Origin of the sequence: Rathayibacter sp. VKM Ac-2759, from assembly GCF_009834225.1 — a bacterium.
In the GTDB taxonomy this organism is placed as follows: Bacteria; Actinomycetota; Actinomycetes; order Actinomycetales; family Microbacteriaceae; genus Rathayibacter.
The window spans coordinates 2,075,336-2,094,365 of sequence record NZ_CP047176.1; the positions used below are offsets into that span (position 1 = coordinate 2,075,336).

Sequence of the window (19,030 nt, forward strand, 5' to 3'; positions counted from 1 at the left end):
CGCCTCCGATGCGCAGCTTCTGGGAGCACCTCGGCGGCCGCCCGACCTTCGAGCGCCTCGTCCGCCGCTTCTACGAAGGGGTCCGCGAGGACGCGGTCCTCTGGCCGATGTACCCCGAGCACGACCTCGAGGGCGCGATCCAGCGGCTCACCGGCTTCCTGGAGCAGTACTGGGGCGGCCCGACCACCTACAGCCAGGAGCGCGGCCACCCGCGACTGCGGATGCGGCACCAGCCCTTCCACATCAACCCGGAGGCGCGCGACCACTGGCTCCAGCACATGCGCACGGCGGTCGACGAGCTCGAGCTCTCGCCCGCCGACGACGCGATGCTCTGGGACTACCTCGAGCGCGCCGCCCACGCCATGGTGAACACCTTCGAGGAGTGACGCGGTCCTTCTCCGGGCGACTCAGGCCGGGGTGCGCACCAGCACGTGACCGCGCTTGGAGGTGAGCCGTCGCCACGGCCCGCTCTCGAGCAGGGCCACCGGATCGGCGGGATCGAGGAAGCCGAGCGCGAAGAGCGCGAAGGCGGCACCGGCGGGCACGTCCTCGAGACCGTCCAGCGGGCGGCCCCAGACCGAGGAGCGCACACGCGAGACGATCTGCTCGCCGGTCTCGGAGCCGACGGCCGCGGCGATCTCGTCGATCCCGTCGCGCGCCACCCGCTCGAGGAACGCCGGATCGACGGGCTCGCGCCGCAGCCAGCCGCCGCGGGGAGGCGCGATGCCGGCCCAGGCGCCCGCGGTCGCGTCGTCGCCGTCGGGCAGCGGCACCGGCTTGCCGTCGGCGCCTCCCGGCTCCCACTGCAGGCGGGCGAGCCGGTCCGAGAGCGCGCGGATGGGGACGACGCGGTCGAACGCGGCGGGCTCGTCGAGTGCGAACACCCGGAGGCCGAGCACCGTCGACGAGCGGTCGAGGATCCCGCGCGGCTGCAGGATCGCGGTGTAGGCGGCCAGGATCCGATCCTGTGCGAGCAGCCGGACGGCGCCGTCGTCGACTCGGGCGGACCTGCCGAGGAAGACCCGCAGATCGGACAGGCTGGGTGGATCTGCAAGCGAGAAGGACGCACTCATCGCGTCGATAAACTTACCCCGAGGCCCGCCCTCCCGGCAGGTCGACACCCCGGAGGTACCGTGCCCGATCCCCTGTCCTCGTTCCTCGCCGCCCTCGATCTGACCGACACGGGGGCCCGCACCAGCGAGGACATCTTCACGGGCCCGTCGCAGTGGATGCCCGAGGGACGCGTCTTCGGTGGCCAGGTGCTCGCGCAGTCGCTGATCGCCGCCGGCCGCACCGTCGGCGACGACCACGGTGTCCACTCGATGCACGGCTACTTCCTCCGCCCCGGAGACGTGAGCCTGCCGATCACGTTCTCGGTCGACCGGATCCACGACGGCCGGTCGTTCTGCACCCGGCGCACGCAGGCGTACCAGAACGGCGCGCCGATCCTCTCGATGATCGCGTCGTTCCAGACCGACGACGAGGGGCTCGACCACCAGACGCCGATGCCCGAGGGAGTCCCCGATCCGGAGTCGCTGCCCAGCACCGCCGAGGTGCTCGCGGGCGTCGACCACCCCGTCGGCAGCTTCTGGGCCACGCAGCGCCCATTCGACGTGCGGCATGTCGAGCAGCCCGTCTACCTCCGCGCCGACCCCGAGCGGGTCGCGCACCAGAGCGTGTGGATGCGCGCTCTGGGCCCCCTGCCCGACGACCCGATGCTGCACCGCGCGGCCCTCGCCTACGCGAGCGACTACACGATCCTCGAGTCGACGCTGCGCCGCCACGGTGCGGCCTGGATCACGCCGGGGCTGCGCATCGCGAGCCTCGACCACGCCATGTGGTGGCACCGCCCGGCCCGCGTCGACGAGTGGCTTCTCTACGTGCAGGAGGCGCCGAGCGCCTCGGGCGGGCGCGGCCTGTCGCTGGGGCGCATCTACTCGCGCGACGGCGTCCTGGTCGCGAGCGTCGCCCAGGAGGGCATGGTGCGCGTCCCGCGGTGACCTGCGGCGTCCGGAGGATCTCGGGCTCGCAGAAGCGCACGGGGCTCGTCGATTGTCGGCTCGTCGAATGACGTTCGGCTCGTCGAATCGCGTTCGGCTCGTCGAGTCGCGTTCGGCTCGCAGAGAGCCGCGGATCCCACGAGCCGAAGCGGTCTCCGCGAGCCGGAGGTGCTGCGGCGGCCCGTCCGGCTCGGAGAAGCGCGCTCGGCTCGCCGGATCCGGTCGATCCAGCGAGCCGGACGGCATTCTTCGAGCCGGAGGGACGACGAACGAGCGCCGGGCCCGGAGCGCGCCGGGTCAGCCGCGCTTCGAGAACGCGACGGGCTCGTCGACGTACGGCGCCCAGACGGCGCGGAGCTCCTCCGGGATGCGCTCGGGCCGCCCGGTCGCGGCGGTGACCATGACGAGCGTGGTCGCCGCCTTCGTGTAGAGCACGCGCGGAGCGACGCCGGCGGGCGAGTAGAGCTCGTAGCAGACCTCGAGGCTCGCCCCGCCGATGCGCCCGATCCACAGCTCGATGTCGAGCGGTGCGCGCATGTACGGGATCGGCGCCAGGTACTCGATCTCCTGCCGCGCGATGAGACTGATCGTGCGGGCGCCCGGTCTCGCGTCGAGCACCGCCGTCGCCATCCCGCCCGCCTCCGGGGAGTCGGGCGCCCAGAACGCCTGGATGCGCGCCTCCTCGAGCAGGCGCAGCATCTCGGCGTTGTTGACGTGCGCGTAGGCGTCGAAGTCCGACCAGCGCAGCGGGATGGCGACGTGCAGGCGCATCAGTCGCGCGTCAGCTTGCGGTAGGCCGAGCGGTGCGGCTTCGCGGCGTCGGGGCCGAGGCGCTCGATCTTGTTCTCCTCGTACGCCTCGAAGTTGCCCTCGAACCAGTACCAGTTGGCCGGGTCCTCCTCGGTGCCCTCGTAGGAGAGGATGTGGGTCGCGATCCGGTCGAGGAACCAGCGATCGTGGGTGATCACCACGGCGCAGCCGGGGAACTCGAGGAGCGCGTTCTCGAGGCTGCCGAGCGTCTCGACGTCGAGGTCGTTGGTGGGCTCGTCGAGCAGGAGCAGGTTGCCGCCCTGCTTGAGGGTCAGCGCGAGGTTGAGGCGGTTGCGCTCACCACCCGAGAGCACTCCGGCCTTCTTCTGCTGGTCGGGCCCCTTGAAGCCGAACTGCGAGACGTAGGCGCGCGAGGGGATCTCGGTCTTGCCGACCGTGATGTAGTCGTGGCCGTCCGAGACGACCTCCCACAGGTTCTTGTTCGGGTCGATGCCGCCGCGGCTCTGGTCGACGTACGAGATGTCGACCGTCTCGCCGATCTTGAGGTCGCCGGAGTCGAGGGGCTCGAAGCCCACGATCGTCTTGAAGAGCGTGGTCTTGCCGACGCCGTTCGGGCCGATGACGCCGACGATGCCGTTGCGCGGGAGGGTGAAGCTGAGGTCCTCGATGAGCACGCGCTCGCCGAACGCCTTGTGGAGCTTCTTCGCGTCGATGACCTGGGAGCCGAGGCGGGGACCGACGGGGATGACGATCTCCTCGAAGTCGAGCACGCGCGTCTTCTCGGCCTCCGACGCCATCTCCTCGTAGCGGGCGAGGCGCGCCTTCGACTTGGCCTGCCGGCCCTTCGCGTTGCTGCGGACCCACTCGAGCTCGGTCGTGAGGCGCTTGGCGAGCTTCGCGTCCTTCTTGCCCTGCACCTCGAGGCGCGCGCGCTTCTTCTCGAGGTAGGTGGAGTAGTTGCCCTCGTACGGGTACAGGTGGCCGCGGTCGACCTCGGCGATCCACTCCGCGACGTTGTCGAGGAAGTACCGGTCGTGGGTGACGGCGAGGACGGCGCCGGGGTACTTCGACAGGAACTGCTCGAGCCAGAGCACGCTCTCGGCGTCGAGGTGGTTGGTGGGCTCGTCGAGGAGCAGCAGGTCGGGCTTCTGCAGGAGCAGCTTGGTCAGCGCCACGCGGCGCTTCTCGCCTCCGGAGAGGTTGGTGACGAGGGAGTCGCCCGGCGGCGTGCGCAGCGCGTCCATCGCCTGCTCGAGCTGCGAGTCGAGGTCCCACGCGTCGGCGGCGTCGATGGCCTCCTGCAGGGTGCCCATCTCGGCCAGGAGCGTGTCGAAGTCGGCGTCGGGGTCGGCCATCGCCAGCGAGATCTCGTTGAAGCGGTCGATCTTGCCCTTGATCTCGCCGACGCCCTCCTGGACGTTCTCGAGCACGGTCTTCGTCTCGTCGAGCTCCGGCTCCTGCATGAGGATGCCGACGGAGTAGCCGGGGCTCAGTCGCGCCTCGCCGTTGCTGGGGGTGTCGAGCCCCGCCATGATCTTGAGGATCGTCGACTTGCCGGCGCCGTTGGGGCCGACCACGCCGATCTTCGCGCCGGGCAGGAACGACATGGTGACGTCGTCCAGGATCAGCTTGTCGCCGACCGCCTTGCGGGCGCGCACCATCGAGTAAATGTATTCAGCCACTTCAGTCCTCAACCGCTCGTACGTTCTCGGTGCCCCGCTCTGGGCCGGGCAGGTCCCGTGGATCGGGAGGGCCTCGGCCGGATGACGCCGTGCGTCGACCGCCGTACCGCTCGATCGAGCGGCGGAGTCGATGGCCGGGGGCCCGTTCGAGGATACCGGCTGGGGGGCGCGGAGCGGGTCAGCCCTCGAGAGAGACGGTCTGGCCGATGAGGCAGGCGCCCGTCGCGATCGGAGCCGCGACGACGACGTGCACTCCCCCGCTCTTGGGTCCGTACTGGCCGATGAGGCAGGCGTCGGACATCTTGACCGACACCTGGACGGAGTCGGCCTCGAGGCCGACCGAGGTCTCGTCGGCCGTCAGCTGCATCGACTCCTTCGCGAAGCCGTTCGCGACGAGTGCGTCCACGACGCTGCGCCCGGGGGCCGAGGCGTCGGAGCCGACGACACCGGTGACGACCTGCTCGAAGAACGCCCGGTTCTCCTCCGCGGTCCCCCCGGGGACGAGGGCGACGGGCGCGGGGGCGGCCTCGGAGGCACTGGGCTCGGCCGCCGCCGCCGTCGGCGGGACGGACGGCGCGGGAGCGTCGGGGCTCGTGCAGCCGGCGAGGAGGGCGACCGACCCGAGGACGAGCGCGCCCCGTGCGAGAGCGGCGCGCATCGTGGTCCGTGTCGTCACTGGGCTCCTCCCGGCGGCAGCGGATCTCGTGCCGGACACGCCGTCCGCGGACGCTCGCGAGCGGATCTCAGAACGGGGTGTCGACCGATTCTAACGACGGCTCCGCGAGCTCGAGGGCCGAGCCGGGAGCCACGGCTCCCCAGTCGCCGCCGGTCTCCGCGGCGGTCTCGGGAGGAGTGCTCTCGCTCCACGCGGGTGCGGCGGTCGGAGCGGCGGGAGACGACGCCCTGCCCACCGTCTTGCTGAGGCTGGTCGTGCCCCAGGCGAGGTCGTGTCCGATCCCGTCGGCGTTCACCGCGACATCGGTGCCCGTCTTGCCGCCCGCCTCCCACGCCCGGACGGTGAGCCGCCCGGTGACGATGATGCGGTCGCCGCGGGCCAGCGAGCCGAGCGCGTTGCCGGCGAGGGCGTTGAAGGCGTTCACGGTGTACCAGTTGGTCGCGCCGTCGACCCAGCGCTGGGCCGTGCGGTCGTAGCGCCGCTGGGTGGACGCCAGGCGGAAGGTGGTCATCGCCGTGCCGTTCGCCGTGTCGATGCTGCGCGGGTCGGTGCCGATGACTCCGATGACGGTCAGGGTGTCGGTCATGGTCGTGTCCTCTCGTCGGTGATCGCGGTCGCGATCGGGCGGCGCCCGGCCGGAGGGGGCTGGTACCGGTCGGGCGCCGCGGGGACAGTGTCACGACGAACGGCCCGCCTCCGTGGGGAGTGCGGGCCGTTCTGGGGAGGACGCGGTGCTGATCGCTTCTGGGGAGGAGCGCTAGGACGCGGTGATGTACTTCGAGTAGGACTTGCGGATCTTGTTCACCTTCGGCAGCGCGACGGCGAGGCAGTAGCCCTGGCCGGGGTTCTTGGCGAAGAAGTCCTGGTGGTAGTCCTCCGCCTCGAAGTAGACGCCCAGCGGCGAGATCTCGGTGACGATCGGGCCGTCCCACCACTCGGCGGCGCGGTCGCGGGCGGTCTCGAAGAGCTCCTTCTCCTCGTCGCTCGAGTAGTACATCGCCGAGCGGTACTGGGTGCCGACGTCGTTGCCCTGGCGGTTGAGCTGGCGCGGGTCGTGCAGCGTGAAGAAGACGTCGAGGACGACCGACTCGGGGATGACATCGGGGTCGAACGTCACGGCGACCGCCTCGGCGTGTCCGGTGCGGCCCGTGCAGACGGCCTCGTACGAGGGGTTCGGCGTGTCTCCGCCGGTGTAGCCGGAGACGACGTCGGTCACGCCGTCGAGGACGCGGTAGACGGCGTCGAGACACCAGAAGCATCCTCCGGCGAGTACGAATGTGCGCATTGCGTGTGACTCACTTCCTGTCGCAGCGACGCAGCCGGGGCGCCGGTCGCGTCACTCGAGTCAACACCCCGCGTCCCCTGCGCATTCCGCGCGGAGGAGGGCCTGGAATAGAGTCCACGGGTGAGCTATGACGCCGCCTCCGACCGCTACGACCGCATGGACTACCGACGAGTGGGACGGAGCGGGCTGCAGCTGCCCGCCCTCTCGCTCGGACTGTGGCACAACTTCGGTTCCGACCGCCCCCTCGACACCCAGCGCGCGATCCTGCGCCGCGCCTTCGACCTCGGGATCACGCACTTCGATCTCGCGAACAACTACGGCCCGCCGTACGGCGCGGCCGAGACCGCGTTCGGGCGGATCTTCGCCGAGGACTTCCGGCCCTACCGCGACGAGATCGTCCTCTCCTCCAAGGCGGGCTACGACATGTGGCCCGGCCCCTACGGCGACGGAGGCTCGCGCAAGTACCTGCTCTCCTCGCTCGATCAGAGCCTCCTGCGCCTCGGCGTCGACTACGTCGACGTCTTCTACTCGCACCGACCCGACCCCTCGACCCCGATCGAGGAGACGATGGGCGCTCTCGCCTCCGCCGTCCAGCAGGGCAAGGCGCTCTACGTCGGCATCTCGAACTACGACCCGGAGCAGACCCGCGCCGCGCAGGCCGCCCTCGCCGCGACCGGCGTGCCGCTGCTGATCCACCAGCCCCGCTACTCCATGTTCGACCGGCACATCGAGGACGGCCTCTTCCCCGTCCTCGAGGAGGTCGGAGCGGGCTGCATCGTGTTCTCGCCGCTCGCTCAGGGCCTGCTCACCGACCGCTACCTCGACGGCAGCGTCCCGGAGGACTCGCGCGCCGCGACCTCGAGCTTCCTCTCCTCCGACCGCATCGACCAGGTCTACCTCGACCGCGTCCGGGGTCTCGCGGCGATCGCGCAGGACCGCGGGCAGTCGGTGGCCCAGCTCGCCCTGAGCTGGGTGCTGCGCACCCCCGCCGTCACGAGCGCGGTCATCGGGGCGTCCAGTGTCGGCCAGCTGGAGCAGAACGTCGCCGCCCTCGACGCGGGCCCCCTCAGCCCCGAGGAGATCGAGGCGATCGAGGAGTTCGCGGTGCACGGCACCGGCCTCTGAGCCGGCCTCAGGGAATGTCGGTGGTCGCTCGTAGTCTGCGAAGGCACTCGGCCGCGGGGTGCGCCGAGCACTCGAGCAGGAGGTACCCATGTCCCTGTCCACCTTGCACGCCACCCGCGTCCCGCCCACGCTGACCCGGGTGAACGGCCGCCTCTGGCGGGTCACCACGTCCTCCGGCGCGATCGTCGGCCACATCGAGCTGGTCGACGATCCGCGGGGCGAGAGATTCCGCGCGCGGCTCCTGCGCGACGGGATGCCCTCCGGCGCCGAGATCGGCGAGTTCTGGAGCGTCGACGACGCGATCGAGGTCTTCCGCGTCGCCTGAGCCCCCGCTCCGCGCCGATCGTCCCGCGGTCGGCGCGGCACGCGGGCGCCCGAACCGGTGCGGGCTAACGTTCGGCTCATGCAGTGGTGGAACGAGTTCGTGACCTGGATCCAGACGACCGACGGGCACCGGTCGGTGTTCCTCGCGGTCATCGTCCTGCTCGCCGTGGTGATCGGAGTGGTCGTGACGGCCGCGGTCTTCCGCGGCGCGATCGCGCGGCTGATCCGTCAGCAGGAGCACGAGCGCAAGAACGCGGTGATCGCGACCCTCATCGACGCCGCGGTCGACGCCTCCGCGTGGAACGTGCTCACGCAGTCGGAGCGCATCATGAGCGACCGCGCGTCGGCGCAGGCCGAGACGCACCTCCGCCTGCTCCCGATCAAGGGCTCCGGAGTGGCGGCCAACTGGGCGGCGCACGAGCTCGCCGAGCTCAAGCACACGTCCTCGACCGGCGGCTACCAGACCCAGGCGAGCATCGGCGAGTTCCGCGACCGCCTCGTGCAGTGGCGCGACAAGCCGAACCGCGCCCGCAAGGCGTTCCTCGCCGATCTCGAGCGCTGGCGCTTCTCCGAGACCTCGCGCCCCGAGACCCCCGCGGCGCCCGGTGCGGACTCCTCCACGGCCGAGGCCGCCCCGGCGGCCCGCGTCGCCGCTCCGGCCGTGACCGCGCAGCCCGCCGCCTCGGCAGGCCCCGTGATCATCGGCGGCTCCGACGACGCGACCGACACCTCCTACCAGCGCCCGTCGACGCCCACGATCGTCCTGCCGCCCGCGCCCACCGGCGCATCGCACGACGAAACGCGCCGACTTCTCGACGACGTGGACCGTCTCGAGGTTCCCTCGCGGGAGCGTCCCGTGGAGGAGCTGCCCCCGGTCGAGTCGGCGCCGGCGGCCTCGAACGACGAGTCGCGCGAGGAGCCGACGGACCCGCCGCAGAGCGCCACCGCCCCGCGCAGCGCGGACTGACCGTCCCGGAACGCAGAGAAGGCCCCTACCGCTGGTGCGGTAGGGGCCTTCTCCGTGGTGCGGATGGTGCGGGTTGTACGCCTAGACGTGTGCATCGCGTGCACGCGCCACTCGGCCGACCAGCACGGCGAGGGGCGCCGCGACGATCGTCCACGCAACGGCGATTCCACCGAGGATGGCGAGGAGCAGCATGGTCGTACCTCCGTTCCTTACGTCGTTGTAATTCCGGACACCTCAAGACTAGGTGCCTGGCACACACTCAAGACGCCGATGCTCGGAAACACGCCGATGTTGCCTCGATATTCGAGATGTGTTAGGTGACTTTGCGCCGTGGATCGGACGCGGCACCAGCGTCCGGCGGTCTCCGGATGGGGTGCCCCCGGCAGGAATCGAACCTGCGGCCAAGAGATTAGAAGGCTCCTGCTCTATCCGCTGAGCTACGGGGGCGTCGGAGAACGAGGATACCGGGCGGGCCGCAGAGGAGAGGATCCCGACGCGGCGGGCCTCCGATCCGGAGTGGCGTCAGGCGCCTCGGACGAGCCCGAGAACGCCGACGACCAGCGAGACCGCGGCCAGCAGGAGCGAGATCCCGATGAGGACCGTGTGCACCCGGAGGAACGTCGTCGCGTTCCCGTTAGCGTCGCGGGCGCGAGGGTCCTTGCGGACCCGGCGGAGGAACGGCGGCCAGACCACCGCGTTCCACACGGCGTTGGCGATCAGGATCCAGCAGACGAGCGTCATCACGAGGTCCGATTGTAGGAGGCGGCGCCGCACGATCGCCGCCCCCGGGGGGCCTGTCGGCGGTCGCCGATACACTTCTGACATGAGTAGCGCCCCCGATCGTCTTGTCTGGATCGACTGCGAGATGACGGGGCTCGACCTCGGCGTCGACGAGCTCGTCGAGATCGCCGTCGTCGTCACCGACTTCGACCTCGAGCCCCTCGACGAGGGCCTGTCGATCGTGATCAAGCCCAGCGACTCCGCGCTGGCGAACATGGGCGACTTCGTGCGCACCATGCACGAGACGTCCGGGCTCCTCGAGGAGATCCCCTCCGGTGTCGGAGTGGCCGAGGCCGAGTACGAGGTGCTCGAGTACGTGCTGAAGCACGTCCCCTCCGAGCAGCACGCGCCGCTCGCCGGCAACTCCATCGGCACAGACCGCGCCTTCCTGGTCAAGTACATGCCCAAGCTCGACTCCCACCTCCACTACCGCAACGTCGACGTCTCGACCGTCAAGGAGCTCGCCCGCCGCTGGTTCCCGCGCGTCTACTTCAACGCTCCGGCCAAGCACGGCGGCCACCGCGCCCTCGCCGACATCCTCGAGAGCATCCGCGAGCTGCGCTACTACCGCAGGGCCGCGTTCATCGCGGAGCCCGGCCCGACCACCGCCGAGGTGCAGGCCGTCTCGGCCGCCGTCGTGGACGAGTTCGCGTCACGGATGTAGTACTCTCGTACAGTTGCTTCGCGGGGGTCACCCCGCGGATCACGATCCTGGTGGGTATAGCTCAGTTGGCAGAGCGCCTGGTTGTGGTCTAGGAGGTCGCGGGTTCGAGCCCCGTTACTCACCCCAGTCGCCAGGATGCACCGGACGGTGCACACGGAGCACGGGCACCTCGGCGAGAGCCGGGGACCTGTGCGAAGGGCCCGGAGTCGCAGGACTCCCGGCCCTTCGTGCTATCGGCAAGGAGAGAGGTGCGAGCGTGCTCCAGCTGGACGAAGCCGCCTTCGAGGCACTCGTCGTCGCCGAGCTCGACGCCCTGCCCGACGACATGGTCGACGGGCTCGACAACGTCGTCTTCGTCGTCGAGGACCGTCCCGAGGACGGCTCCCTCGACCTCCTCGGCCTCTACGACGGCGTCGCCCTCACCGAGCGCGAGCGCTACGGCTTCGGCGAGATGCCCGACCGGATCATCCTGTTCCGCGAGCCGCACCTCGCGGCGTGCGACGACCTCGACGAGCTGCGCGACGAGATCCACGTCACCCTCGTCCACGAGATCGCCCACTTCTACGGCATCGACGACGACCGGCTCCACGAGCTCGGCTGGGCCTGACTCGTCGCAGCGGAACCCGTGTCGACCACCAGATCCGCGCCCTCTCTCGGCTCCTCGCGGGCGCAGTAGCGTCGGAACTGCTCGTCCCAGTCGTCCCAGTGCGGCTCGAACAGGGCACCGTCGCGGGCGAGTGCGCGAGCGCGGCGCTCCTGCTCCCCCGCCTCGACCCACACGGTGAGATCGGCGTGGGCACGGTTCGCCCGGCCCGCCGCGCCGCAGCCCTCGAGCAGGAGGAGCGGAGCCGTCACCCGGCGTGATCCGGCGGTCGTCCCCGCCGCCCAGTTCCAGGGCCGCCAGTGCGCCGTCAGACCGAGCGCGTGCGGGCGGACGAGCTCACGGTGACTGGAGTCGACGGCGCGATCGAGTCCCGACCAGCCCGGGTAGAGGTCGTCCATGCGCACCAGCGCCGCCTTCGGTGCCCGCGTGGTCGATCGGATCGCGCGGAGGAGGTCGCCGGCGAAGGTCGACTTGCCCGACCCGCTCGGCCCGTCGATCAGGAGCGTCCGCACCCGGTCGTCGACGACCCGGCGCGCGAGAGCCCTGATGACTCCGGCCCGCTCAGACATCGAGGAGGAAGCTCCAGGTCCCCGCGAGCACTGCGGCCACGACAGCGAGGGCCGCGATGACGACCCCGCCGAGGACGAGCAGCAGATCCCCGGGAGCGAGCCTGGACTCGCGAGCCCAGGTGCGGGGCGTGTCCGACCCGAAACCCTTCGCCTCCATCGCGGTGGCGAGCCTGCTCCCCCGCCGGATCGCGAGGACGAGCAGCGAGAAGGCGCGCGAGACGAGGCTCCGCACCGCGTGCACCGGGCCCCGGCCGTCGGCCAGACCCCGCGCGCGCCGCGCCATCGCGAGAGTGCGCCAGTCCTCGACCAGCAGGCCGACCAGCCGCATGCCCGCCAGGCCGCCCAGCACGAAGCGGGAGGGCAGACGGAGGATCTGGGCGAGTCCGTCTGCCAGGTCGGTCGGATCGGTGGTCGCGATCAGGACCACGCTCGGCAGGCCGATGGCGAGCACTCTCAGCGCGATCGCCGCACCCAGCGCGAGAGACCCCTCCGTGACGCTGATGAAGAGGAACTGGGCGAGGACGCTCCCCTCGTCCCGCCCGTAGAGGACCGTGGTGACGCCGGCGAGGGGCGCGGCGATCCAGAGCGGCGAGGTCCGGCGGAGGAGCTCGCCGGGGCGGAGGCCTGCGAACGGCAGCACCAGCAGCTCGAGGACGAGGGCGGTCGCGGCAGACACCGTGTCGACGGTGAGAACGAGGACGAGGGCGATCACCAGGCTCGCCAGGAGCTTCGCGACCGGATTGGCGCGGGCGATCGGCCCGCGGGCGGGAACCGCGTCGAGGAGCGTCACCGCTCGGCCCCGGCCGGCTCGCCGATCAGGACGGTCTCGTCGGCCAGAGCCGCGACGAGGTGCTCGTCGTGGGTGACCGCGAGCACGGCTCGGCCGTCGTCGCGCAGCTCGGCCAGCAGATCGACCACGACCTGCCAGGTGAGGCGGTCCTGGCCGAAGGTCGGCTCGTCGAGCACGACGACGGACGGGCGACGGACCAGCGCCGACGCCACGGCGAGCCGGCGCTTCTCACCGCCCGAGAGGGTGAAGGGATTCGCGTCGGCCAGCGCCGCGAGACCCAGCCGCTCGAGCAGCTCCTCCGCGCGTCGCCGCTCGTCGTCGTCGCGCGCGCCGAGCGAGAGCTCCTGGCGCACGCGGGCGGTGAGGAACTGGTGCTCCGGCTCCTGGAAGACCATCGCCACCCGGTCGGCGAGCTGGGCCGAGCTCCAGCGGTGCGGATGCGGCGAGGCCCCGCGACTGACCGCCGCCGCCGCGACGACCTCGCCCGCCACGGGCGGCAGCAGGCCGGCGAGGGTGAGCGCGAGCGTGGACTTCCCCGCGCCGTTGGGCCCGAGCACCGCGGCCACCCGGCCGGCGGCGATCTCGAGGTCGAGCCCGGACACGACGGGCACCGGGCGGCGCCGGCCGAGGACGGGCCTCCCGACGGCGAGATCGCGCGTGCTCAGAGCTGTCGATGCGGGTCCGCCGCCCGCGGTGACACGCACGGGGACCTCACCCGGCACCCACACCCCGGCCGCGACGAGGACCTCGTGCGCCTCGACGAGGACCGTCCACGGGTCGCCGTCCGCGATGACCGCGCCGTCGGATCCGAGCAGGACGATGCGATCGACGAGGTCGACCCAGACGTCGACCCGGTGCTCGACGACCACGAGCGTGGCGCCCGACCGCGCCGTGCTGCGCTCGACGGCGGCGCGCACCTCGCGCACCCCCGCCGGGTCGAGGTTGGCCGTCGGCTCGTCGAGGAGGAGGAGCCGCGGCTGCATGGCGAGCACTCCTGCGAGCGCGAGGCGCTGCTTCTGCCCGCCCGAGAGCGCCGAGGTGGAGTGATCGAGCGCGACCTCCAGGCCCACGTCCTCGAGCGCGAGGCGCACGCGCTCCGCGATCCTCTCGCGCTGGACTCCGAGGTTCTCGCAGGCGAACCCGACGTCGTCGCCGACCCGGGCGAGGACCGCCTGAGTGTCGGGATCCTGCAGCACGAGCCCCGCGCTCCCGCGGCTCTCGAGCGGAGACCGGCCGTCGATGCTCAGCTCGCCGGCGGAGGCGCCGTCCTCCTCTCCGCCGAGGACCCCGGCGAGCGCGTGCAGGAGCGTGCTCTTCCCGGCACCGGAGGGACCGAGCAGCAGGACGCGCTCGCCCGGCTCGACCGAGAGGTCGAGGCCGGTCACCGCGGTGCGGGAGCGGCCGGCGTGACGCCAGCTCCACCCGCGCGCCCGGACCGAGGCACCCGTCATCGGCCGCTCGCGCCCACTCCCTCGACGACCCGGCCCTCTCTGCCCGACGCGAAGCGATCGAGCGCTCCGGAGGCGGCGAGCGAGCGGACCGCGAACCACGGCAGGAGACCCGCGAGCACGACTCCGGAGACGATCGACGAGACGACGTAGACGGTCGCGAAGAGCCCGTCGACCCCGGCGTAGTAGACGATCAGATCGTTGATCGCGAGCGCGAGACCGGAGGCGGCCCCCGCCAGCATCGCGACGAGCGGACGGCCGCTGCGGTAGAGGAAGAGCGCGAAGACGATCTCGGCTCCGAGCCCCTGGACCAGACCGGACAGCAGGACGAAGAAGCCCCACTGGGTGCCGATCAGCCCGGAGACCAGGGCGGCGAGCAGCTCGGTGAAGAGTGCGGCACCGGGCTTGCGGATGATCAGACCGCCGAGGACGCCGGCGAAGAGCCAGCCGCCGCCGAGGATCCCGCCGAGGCCGGGGAGGAAGTCGAAGGCGATGCCGAGGACGTTCGTCGCGAGGCCCCAGGCCCAGAAGACGATGCCGCTGGCGACCGCGACGACGCTGGCGATGACGATGTCGACGACCCGCCAACGGAGGACGCGGCCGGGACGGCCCGATGAGGAGGTGGAGAGCGCTGAGTTCTGCGCGGCTGAGTTCTGCACTGACGTGCCCTTTCGTGGAAGCGAATGGAGGGCACGGGTAGGAAGAGGAGATCGAAACGTTCCTTCGCTGGCATGACCCAGATCAGGTTCGACGGTCGAAGGCTGCGTGCCTTCCTCTCAGTCCGGTGCACCGGACTCCCGTGTTCGTCAGCAATCATAGACAGCATGTCGTGGTCGGTGGTCGTCGTGCTCGCGGTGATCCTGCTGGTGTTCCTGCAGGTCCTGCTCTGGCAGCGCCGTCGGCGCATCCGGCGCGAGCTGCTCACCTACGGCACCCGCGTGACGGGGCGGGTGCTCGCGCACGACCCCGCCCGGGGGGACCGGACGGCGGCGACGGAACTCGGGCGGCTGCTGGTCGCCTACCGCCTCGCGGACGGCGAGGAGCGCCGGGCGCTGAAGGTCCCGCAGCGCCGGGGAGACGCCTGGATGGCGGGTGAGCCGGTCGCGGTGATCTACGATCCGCGCCGACCGGACGACACCGAGCGCCTGATCGTCGGATTCGGACGCACGCAGAAGAAGTGGTTCACGGCGCGGCAGCAGCGGAGGCGCTGAGCCGCCCGCCGCCTACTTCTTGAGGGCGCGGATGATGCGGGCGAGCGCCTTGCCGGTGACCCAGACGAAGGGGATGCCGACGGCGAGGACCGAGACGACGTTCGGCTGGAAGCGGAGGCCCAGGTCGTCCTTGATGTAGGCGCCGATCGGGATGACGGCTCCGCCGCCTCCTCCGCCGCCGCCCTCCTGGCCGTCCTCGGAGCCGCTGCCGCCGCCGAAGCCGAACCAGCGCAGGGCGACGGGCACGAGCGACACGCCGTCGACCGTCACCGGCTCTCCGTAGATCGTCGCGGCACCCGCGGAGGTGACGGAGTCGGCCAGGGAGACGGCGATGTTGGGCATGCCCGAACGCTACTCCGCGGCTCTCGAGGGCGACAAGCGACGCTCCGACTCGCACAGGACTCCCCCACCCCCGGCCCTGCGTCAGCGGCCATACTCGTCGGATGTCCCCGCGTCCCCGCCGCCGCCGACCCGCTCGCGCGGGCGTCGTGATCGGAGCGAGTGCCGCTCTGGCGGCGTTCCTGGCGTTCCACCGGGCGCTCCCCGAGGCCGCCGGCTGGCTGTCCGTCGTCGAGACGGGGATCCCGTGGACCGGACTGCTCGTCCTGCTTCTCGTCTCGGGTGCGATCGCGCTGCGCTCGCGCGCGGCGGGTGCGGCGGTCACCGTGCTCGTCATGGTCTACGGCGTGCTGGTGCTCCCCGTCGCCCTGCCCGCGCCCGAGGTGCGCTCGGGGCGCTTCACCGTCGTCAGCCAGAACATCGCCGCGAGCGGTGCCGACGCGGCGGGGCTCGTCGCCGAACTGGCGGCGAGCGACCCCGATGCCATCGCCCTCCAGGAGCTCGACGGCGACGCCCGGTCGGTGGTCGACGACGAGCTGGCCGAGCAGTACCCGTACTCGTACGTCGTCGGCACGGTCGGCGTCTGGAGTCGCACCGCGCTCTCGGACGGCGGTGCGCTCGATCTCGGCCTCGGCTGGGACCGCGCACTCGCGGTCGACATCGACACTCCGCTGGGCCCGACCCGCCTCTTCGTCGTGCACCTCGCCTCCTTCCGGCTCGGCGACCACGAGGAGCGCGACACCATGCTCGGCGGGCTCGCGTCGGCCCTCGCCGAGGACGCCTCCGATCGGACGGTCGTCGTCGGCGACTTCAACACCGCGACCGACGACCACCTGCTCGCGCCGGTCCTGGCGCAGGCCGGCCTCGTCCGCAGCTCCGGCCCGGGCTTCCCCGCCACCTGGCCCTCGCTCCTGCCGGTGGTCTCGCTCGATCACGCGCTGGCGGACGGGATCCCGGCGGCGACGCTGCGGGTGCTGCCCGGGAACGGCTCCGACCACCGGCCGATCAGTCTGACGATCGGTTCCGCGTAGCGAGCGTGTCGCTGAGATCGATGCCCTTCGCCGACTCGGGCGCGGACTTCGAGATCAGCGACGCCGGTCGGACGGCTCCGGTGCCGAACCGGGCCGAGACCCCGTCGACCGCCAGCTCAGCATCGCGCCAGTCGTCGGAGTCGCTCCACAGCGAGAACGCGACCTCGTCGCCCTCGACGAGCTGCTCGCCGCGGACGCCGATGAGCCTCACGGGCCGGCGGAGCGGATTGGCCGACTCGAGCAGTGCCGAGGACGCCTCGTAGAGCACCCGGGCGACATCGCTCGGCTCGGTGAGGGTCCGCGAGCGGGTGAGCGTGGTGAAGTCGCCGAAGCGGACCTTCACGGCGACCGTGCGGCAGCGCACGCCCCCGCGGCGCAGGCGCACCGCCACCTTGTCGCACAGGCGCAGCAGCTCGCGCCGCACCAGCTCGGGGTCGGCGACGTCGTCGGCGAAGGTGATCTCGTGGCCGGCGCTCTTCTCGACCTGGCGGGTGTCGACCGAGCGCGGGTCGACTCCGCGGGAGAGCGCGTGCAGCCTGCGCCCCGTCGCCTCGCCGAGCGAGGAGACGAGCACCGGCAGCGGAGTCGCGGCGACGTCGGCGACCGTGCGCAGGCCTCGCCGCAGCAGCGCCTCCTCGGTGCTCGCGCCGACGCCCCAGAGCGCGCTCACCGGCAGCGGGTCGAGGAACGCCTGCACGCCGTCGGAGGGGACGACGAGCAGCCCGTCGGGCTTGGAGCGGCTCGAGGCCAGCTTGGCGACGAACTTGGTGCTCGCGATGCCGACCGAGCAGGTCAGGCCGAGCTCGGAGAGGACCTGTGCGCGGATCGCCGTGCCGATGGCGAACGGCGAGCCGGAGATGCGGCGGGCGCCGGCCACGTCGAGGAACGCCTCGTCGATGCTGAGGCGCTCGACGAGCGGCGTGAAGGAGTCGAAGATCGCCATCACCCGCCGCGACGCGTCGCGGTAGCGGTCCATGTGCGGCTCGAGCACGATCGCCCGCGGGCAGCGGCGGAGGGCGACCGCCATCGGCATCGCCGAGTTCACTCCGTAGCGCCGCGCCTCGTACGTGGCGGCCGTGACCACCGAGCGGGCGCCGTGATGGCCGACGATGACCGGCAGCCCGCGGAGCTCCGGGTGCTCGAGGAGCTCGACCGAGGCGAAGAACGCGTCCATGTCGATGTGGAGGATGCTCGCGCGGGGGTCGTCGAAGGGCTCGGTGGTGACCTGCCGCCCCGTGCCGTCCTGTTTGCTCACGTACCGTCCTGATCGCTCGACTCGCGCCCTCCCTCGATGGTCGCACGCACCTCCGACATCCCGGTGCCCTCCCTCGGAGGGAATGACGAGGGGACCCCTGAGGTTGACCCGAGCACCCACGACGACGCTCCGGAGAAGACATGACGCACGAGCAGCCCGACTCCCCCACCGCCGATGACGACACGACCACCCGCGACACGAGCACCGACGAGATGAGCCGCTGGCTCGACCTGCAGGAGCGCGCCCACACCGCGTTCGAGATCCGCCTGGCCCTGGTCGCCGACTGGTCGGCACCCACCCCCGACACCGAGTGGGACACCAGGGCGCTCGTGCTGCACGTCGTGCGCGAGCAGCAGCGGGCGCACACCCTGCTCACCGGGGGCGACGAATCGCCCATCCGCCTCGAGCCGGTCGCGGCCGATCTCCGCAGCGAGTGGCGCCGGGTCACCGACCGCGCCCGCGAGGCCGCCCGCGCGGTCGACCCCGCCGCCGTGCTCAGGATCGGCCGCGACACGGTCACGGCCCTCGAGCTCGTGCGCGAGCAGGTGTCGGACGTGACGATCCACGCGTGGGACCTCGCCCGCGCGACCGGGAGCGACGAGCGCCTCGACGACGAGCTCGTCGCAGCCGTCTGGGAGCTGTTCGCGCCCCAGGAGGCGACGCTGCGGGCCAGCGGCCTGTACGCGCAGCCCGTGGCGGTAGACGGCGACGCTCCGCTGCAGAGGCGCCTGCTCGCGATCACCGGCCGCGACGACCGCCTCGCGGCCTGACACTCCTCCCACCTGCGACCGGCAGGATGGGAGGACCGGAACAGGGGCCATGAGCCCCCTCGACGAGAGGAACCACCCATGACACGCGTCGCCGTCATCGGAGCCCACGGCAAGATCGGCCAGCGGATCCTGCACCTGCTGTACGACGCCGGACACGAGTCCGTCGGAGTCGTCCGCAATCCGGACCACGCCGAGGACATCATCCGGCTCGGGAGCGAGCCGCTCGTGCACGACCTCGAGTCCTCGAGCGCTGCCGAGTTCGCCGCGGCCCTCGAGGGCGTCGATGCTCTCGTCTTCACCGCGGGAGCGGGCCCCGACTCCGGAGTCGAGCGCAAGCGCACCGTCGATCTCGGCGCCTCCGTCCTCAGCCAGGAGGCGGCCGCCCTGGCCGGTATCAGCCGTTTCGTCCAGATCAGCGCGATCGGAGTCGACGACCCGCTCGCCGACGACACCGAGGAGGGCTGGCGCGCCTACGTCGAGGCGAAGCGCGATGCCGACACGGCTCTGCGCGCCACGGATCTCGAGTGGACGATCCTGCGCCCCGGCGCCCTCACGACCGACGACGGCACGGGCCGGATCGCCCTCGGCGAGACCGTGGAGCGCGGGAGCATCCCCCGCGACGACGTCGCCGCGACCGTCATGGCCGTGCTCGCCGACCCCTCCTCGATCGGCCGCACCTGGGAGCTCGTCTCCGGCGACGTCCCGATCGAGGACGCCGTCGCCCAGGCCGACTGACCGC

At 71.8% G+C, this 19,030-nt stretch carries 24 protein-coding genes, 2 tRNA genes and 1 riboswitch; of the genes, 12 read left to right on the forward strand and 14 right to left on the reverse strand.

Going from position 1 to position 19,030, the window contains the following annotated elements:
* The first annotated feature begins 8 nt into the window (after window positions 1-8).
* A complete protein-coding gene (locus GSU68_RS09510; protein WP_159910225.1) occupies window positions 9-386 on the forward strand; it encodes a globin in 378 nt (125 codons plus the stop codon).
* Between the two features lie 21 nt (window positions 387-407).
* On the opposite strand, the gene GSU68_RS09515 is transcribed toward GSU68_RS09510, so the two are convergent.
* Window positions 408-1,073: a hypothetical protein gene (locus tag GSU68_RS09515; RefSeq protein WP_159907666.1), complete on the reverse strand. Its 666-nt coding sequence runs from the start codon at window positions 1,071-1,073 to the stop codon at window positions 408-410.
* Between the two features lie 60 nt (window positions 1,074-1,133).
* Between GSU68_RS09515 and GSU68_RS09520 the strand changes: the two genes are divergently transcribed.
* The gene (locus GSU68_RS09520; RefSeq protein WP_244259229.1) at window positions 1,134-2,000 is read left to right on the forward strand and encodes an acyl-CoA thioesterase II; all 867 of its coding nucleotides are present in this window, start codon (window positions 1,134-1,136) and stop codon (window positions 1,998-2,000) included.
* Between the two features lie 297 nt (window positions 2,001-2,297).
* Here the strand turns inward: GSU68_RS09520 and GSU68_RS09525 are convergent, their stop codons facing one another.
* The 5 genes from GSU68_RS09525 to msrA all read right to left on the reverse strand — a co-directional run bounded on the left by GSU68_RS09525 (window position 2,298) and on the right by msrA (window position 6,414).
* The gene (locus tag GSU68_RS09525) at window positions 2,298-2,771 is read right to left on the reverse strand and encodes a thioesterase family protein (RefSeq protein WP_159907668.1); all 474 of its coding nucleotides are present in this window, start codon (window positions 2,769-2,771) and stop codon (window positions 2,298-2,300) included.
* Window positions 2,771-4,453: an energy-dependent translational throttle protein EttA gene (gene ettA, locus GSU68_RS09530; RefSeq protein ID WP_159907671.1), complete on the reverse strand. Its 1,683-nt coding sequence runs from the start codon at window positions 4,451-4,453 to the stop codon at window positions 2,771-2,773. Before ettA ends, GSU68_RS09525 begins: the two co-directional genes overlap by 1 nt.
* 178 nt (window positions 4,454-4,631) lie before the next feature.
* The gene (locus GSU68_RS09535; RefSeq protein ID WP_159907673.1) at window positions 4,632-5,129 is read right to left on the reverse strand and encodes a hypothetical protein; all 498 of its coding nucleotides are present in this window, start codon (window positions 5,127-5,129) and stop codon (window positions 4,632-4,634) included.
* Between the two features lie 67 nt (window positions 5,130-5,196).
* Window positions 5,197-5,715, reverse strand: a complete 519-nt coding sequence (locus GSU68_RS09540) for a single-stranded DNA-binding protein (RefSeq protein ID WP_159907675.1) — start codon at window positions 5,713-5,715, stop codon at window positions 5,197-5,199.
* Between the two features lie 171 nt (window positions 5,716-5,886).
* Window positions 5,887-6,414 carry a peptide-methionine (S)-S-oxide reductase MsrA gene (gene msrA / locus GSU68_RS09545; protein WP_159907678.1) on the reverse strand — a complete coding sequence of 176 codons (528 nt, stop codon included), beginning with the start codon at window positions 6,412-6,414 and terminating at the stop codon, window positions 5,887-5,889.
* A gap of 120 nt (window positions 6,415-6,534) precedes the next feature.
* Here msrA and GSU68_RS09550 point away from each other — a divergent pair, with 120 nt between their 5' ends.
* The 3 genes from GSU68_RS09550 (at window position 6,535) to GSU68_RS09560 (ending at window position 8,830) form a co-directional block, all read left to right on the forward strand.
* On the forward strand, window positions 6,535-7,539 hold the full coding sequence (locus GSU68_RS09550; RefSeq protein WP_159907680.1) for an aldo/keto reductase: 1,005 nt from the start codon (window positions 6,535-6,537) through the stop codon (window positions 7,537-7,539).
* Between the two features lie 88 nt (window positions 7,540-7,627).
* A complete protein-coding gene (locus GSU68_RS09555) occupies window positions 7,628-7,864 on the forward strand; it encodes a hypothetical protein (RefSeq protein ID WP_159907682.1) in 237 nt (78 codons plus the stop codon).
* Window positions 7,865-7,942: 78 nt separating this feature from the next.
* Window positions 7,943-8,830, forward strand: a complete 888-nt coding sequence (locus GSU68_RS09560) for a hypothetical protein (RefSeq protein WP_159907685.1) — start codon at window positions 7,943-7,945, stop codon at window positions 8,828-8,830.
* Window positions 8,831-9,204: 374 nt separating this feature from the next.
* Here GSU68_RS09560 and GSU68_RS09565 read toward each other — a convergent pair.
* Both GSU68_RS09565 and GSU68_RS09570 read right to left on the reverse strand, forming a co-directional pair.
* A tRNA-Arg gene (locus GSU68_RS09565) sits at window positions 9,205-9,277 on the reverse strand.
* 75 nt (window positions 9,278-9,352) lie between these two features.
* Window positions 9,353-9,571, reverse strand: coding sequence for a hypothetical protein (locus tag GSU68_RS09570; RefSeq protein WP_159910227.1), 219 nt, complete (start codon window positions 9,569-9,571; stop codon window positions 9,353-9,355).
* A gap of 82 nt (window positions 9,572-9,653) precedes the next feature.
* Here GSU68_RS09570 and orn point away from each other — a divergent pair, with 82 nt between their 5' ends.
* The 3 genes from orn to GSU68_RS09585 all read left to right on the forward strand — a co-directional run bounded on the left by orn (window position 9,654) and on the right by GSU68_RS09585 (window position 10,881).
* Window positions 9,654-10,274: an oligoribonuclease gene (gene orn / locus GSU68_RS09575; protein ID WP_159907687.1), complete on the forward strand. Its 621-nt coding sequence runs from the start codon at window positions 9,654-9,656 to the stop codon at window positions 10,272-10,274.
* Between the two features lie 50 nt (window positions 10,275-10,324).
* Window positions 10,325-10,400 (forward strand) — tRNA-His (locus GSU68_RS09580).
* Between the two features lie 130 nt (window positions 10,401-10,530).
* On the forward strand, window positions 10,531-10,881 hold the full coding sequence (locus GSU68_RS09585; protein WP_159907689.1) for a metallopeptidase family protein: 351 nt from the start codon (window positions 10,531-10,533) through the stop codon (window positions 10,879-10,881).
* On the opposite strand, the gene GSU68_RS09590 is transcribed toward GSU68_RS09585, so the two are convergent.
* From GSU68_RS09590 to GSU68_RS09605, 4 genes are read right to left on the reverse strand one after another with little or no spacing between them, the layout of a single operon-like run.
* The gene (locus GSU68_RS09590) at window positions 10,836-11,447 is read right to left on the reverse strand and encodes a hypothetical protein (protein WP_159907691.1); all 612 of its coding nucleotides are present in this window, start codon (window positions 11,445-11,447) and stop codon (window positions 10,836-10,838) included. The genes GSU68_RS09585 and GSU68_RS09590 overlap by 46 nt on opposite strands.
* Window positions 11,440-12,237, reverse strand: a complete 798-nt coding sequence (locus GSU68_RS09595) for an energy-coupling factor transporter transmembrane component T (RefSeq protein WP_159907693.1) — start codon at window positions 12,235-12,237, stop codon at window positions 11,440-11,442. The genes GSU68_RS09590 and GSU68_RS09595 overlap by 8 nt, the downstream gene beginning before the upstream one ends.
* Window positions 12,234-13,688, reverse strand: coding sequence for an ATP-binding cassette domain-containing protein (locus tag GSU68_RS09600; RefSeq protein WP_159907695.1), 1,455 nt, complete (start codon window positions 13,686-13,688; stop codon window positions 12,234-12,236). The genes GSU68_RS09595 and GSU68_RS09600 overlap by 4 nt, the downstream gene beginning before the upstream one ends.
* The gene (locus GSU68_RS09605; RefSeq protein WP_159907697.1) at window positions 13,685-14,344 is read right to left on the reverse strand and encodes an ECF transporter S component; all 660 of its coding nucleotides are present in this window, start codon (window positions 14,342-14,344) and stop codon (window positions 13,685-13,687) included. Before GSU68_RS09605 ends, GSU68_RS09600 begins: the two co-directional genes overlap by 4 nt.
* Before the next feature lie 42 nt (window positions 14,345-14,386).
* Window positions 14,387-14,495: riboswitch (TPP riboswitch) on the reverse strand.
* A 14-nt stretch (window positions 14,496-14,509) separates the two neighbouring features.
* Between GSU68_RS09605 and GSU68_RS09610 the strand changes: the two genes are divergently transcribed.
* Window positions 14,510-14,896, forward strand: coding sequence for a DUF3592 domain-containing protein (locus GSU68_RS09610; protein WP_159907699.1), 387 nt, complete (start codon window positions 14,510-14,512; stop codon window positions 14,894-14,896).
* 12 nt (window positions 14,897-14,908) lie between these two features.
* Here GSU68_RS09610 and GSU68_RS09615 read toward each other — a convergent pair whose 3' ends face one another.
* Entirely contained in the window at window positions 14,909-15,238 is a 330-nt protein-coding gene (locus GSU68_RS09615; protein ID WP_159907701.1) for a hypothetical protein, read from the reverse strand.
* A gap of 101 nt (window positions 15,239-15,339) precedes the next feature.
* Here GSU68_RS09615 and GSU68_RS09620 point away from each other — a divergent pair, with 101 nt between their 5' ends.
* A complete protein-coding gene (locus GSU68_RS09620) occupies window positions 15,340-16,266 on the forward strand; it encodes an endonuclease/exonuclease/phosphatase family protein (protein WP_159907703.1) in 927 nt (308 codons plus the stop codon).
* Here the strand turns inward: GSU68_RS09620 and dinB are convergent.
* Window positions 16,241-17,521 (reverse strand): DNA polymerase IV, encoded by a 1,281-nt coding sequence (gene dinB, locus GSU68_RS09625; protein ID WP_159907717.1) that lies wholly within the window; start codon window positions 17,519-17,521, stop codon window positions 16,241-16,243. The genes GSU68_RS09620 and dinB overlap by 26 nt on opposite strands.
* Window positions 17,522-17,661: 140 nt before the next feature.
* On the opposite strand from dinB, the gene GSU68_RS09630 reads away from it, so the two are divergent.
* Both GSU68_RS09630 and GSU68_RS09635 read left to right on the forward strand, forming a co-directional pair.
* Window positions 17,662-18,291 carry a TIGR03086 family metal-binding protein gene (locus GSU68_RS09630; RefSeq protein WP_244259230.1) on the forward strand — a complete coding sequence of 210 codons (630 nt, stop codon included), beginning with the start codon at window positions 17,662-17,664 and terminating at the stop codon, window positions 18,289-18,291.
* Between the two features lie 78 nt (window positions 18,292-18,369).
* Window positions 18,370-19,026 (forward strand): SDR family oxidoreductase, encoded by a 657-nt coding sequence (locus GSU68_RS09635; RefSeq protein WP_159907720.1) that lies wholly within the window; start codon window positions 18,370-18,372, stop codon window positions 19,024-19,026.
* Window positions 19,027-19,030 lie beyond the last annotated feature (4 nt).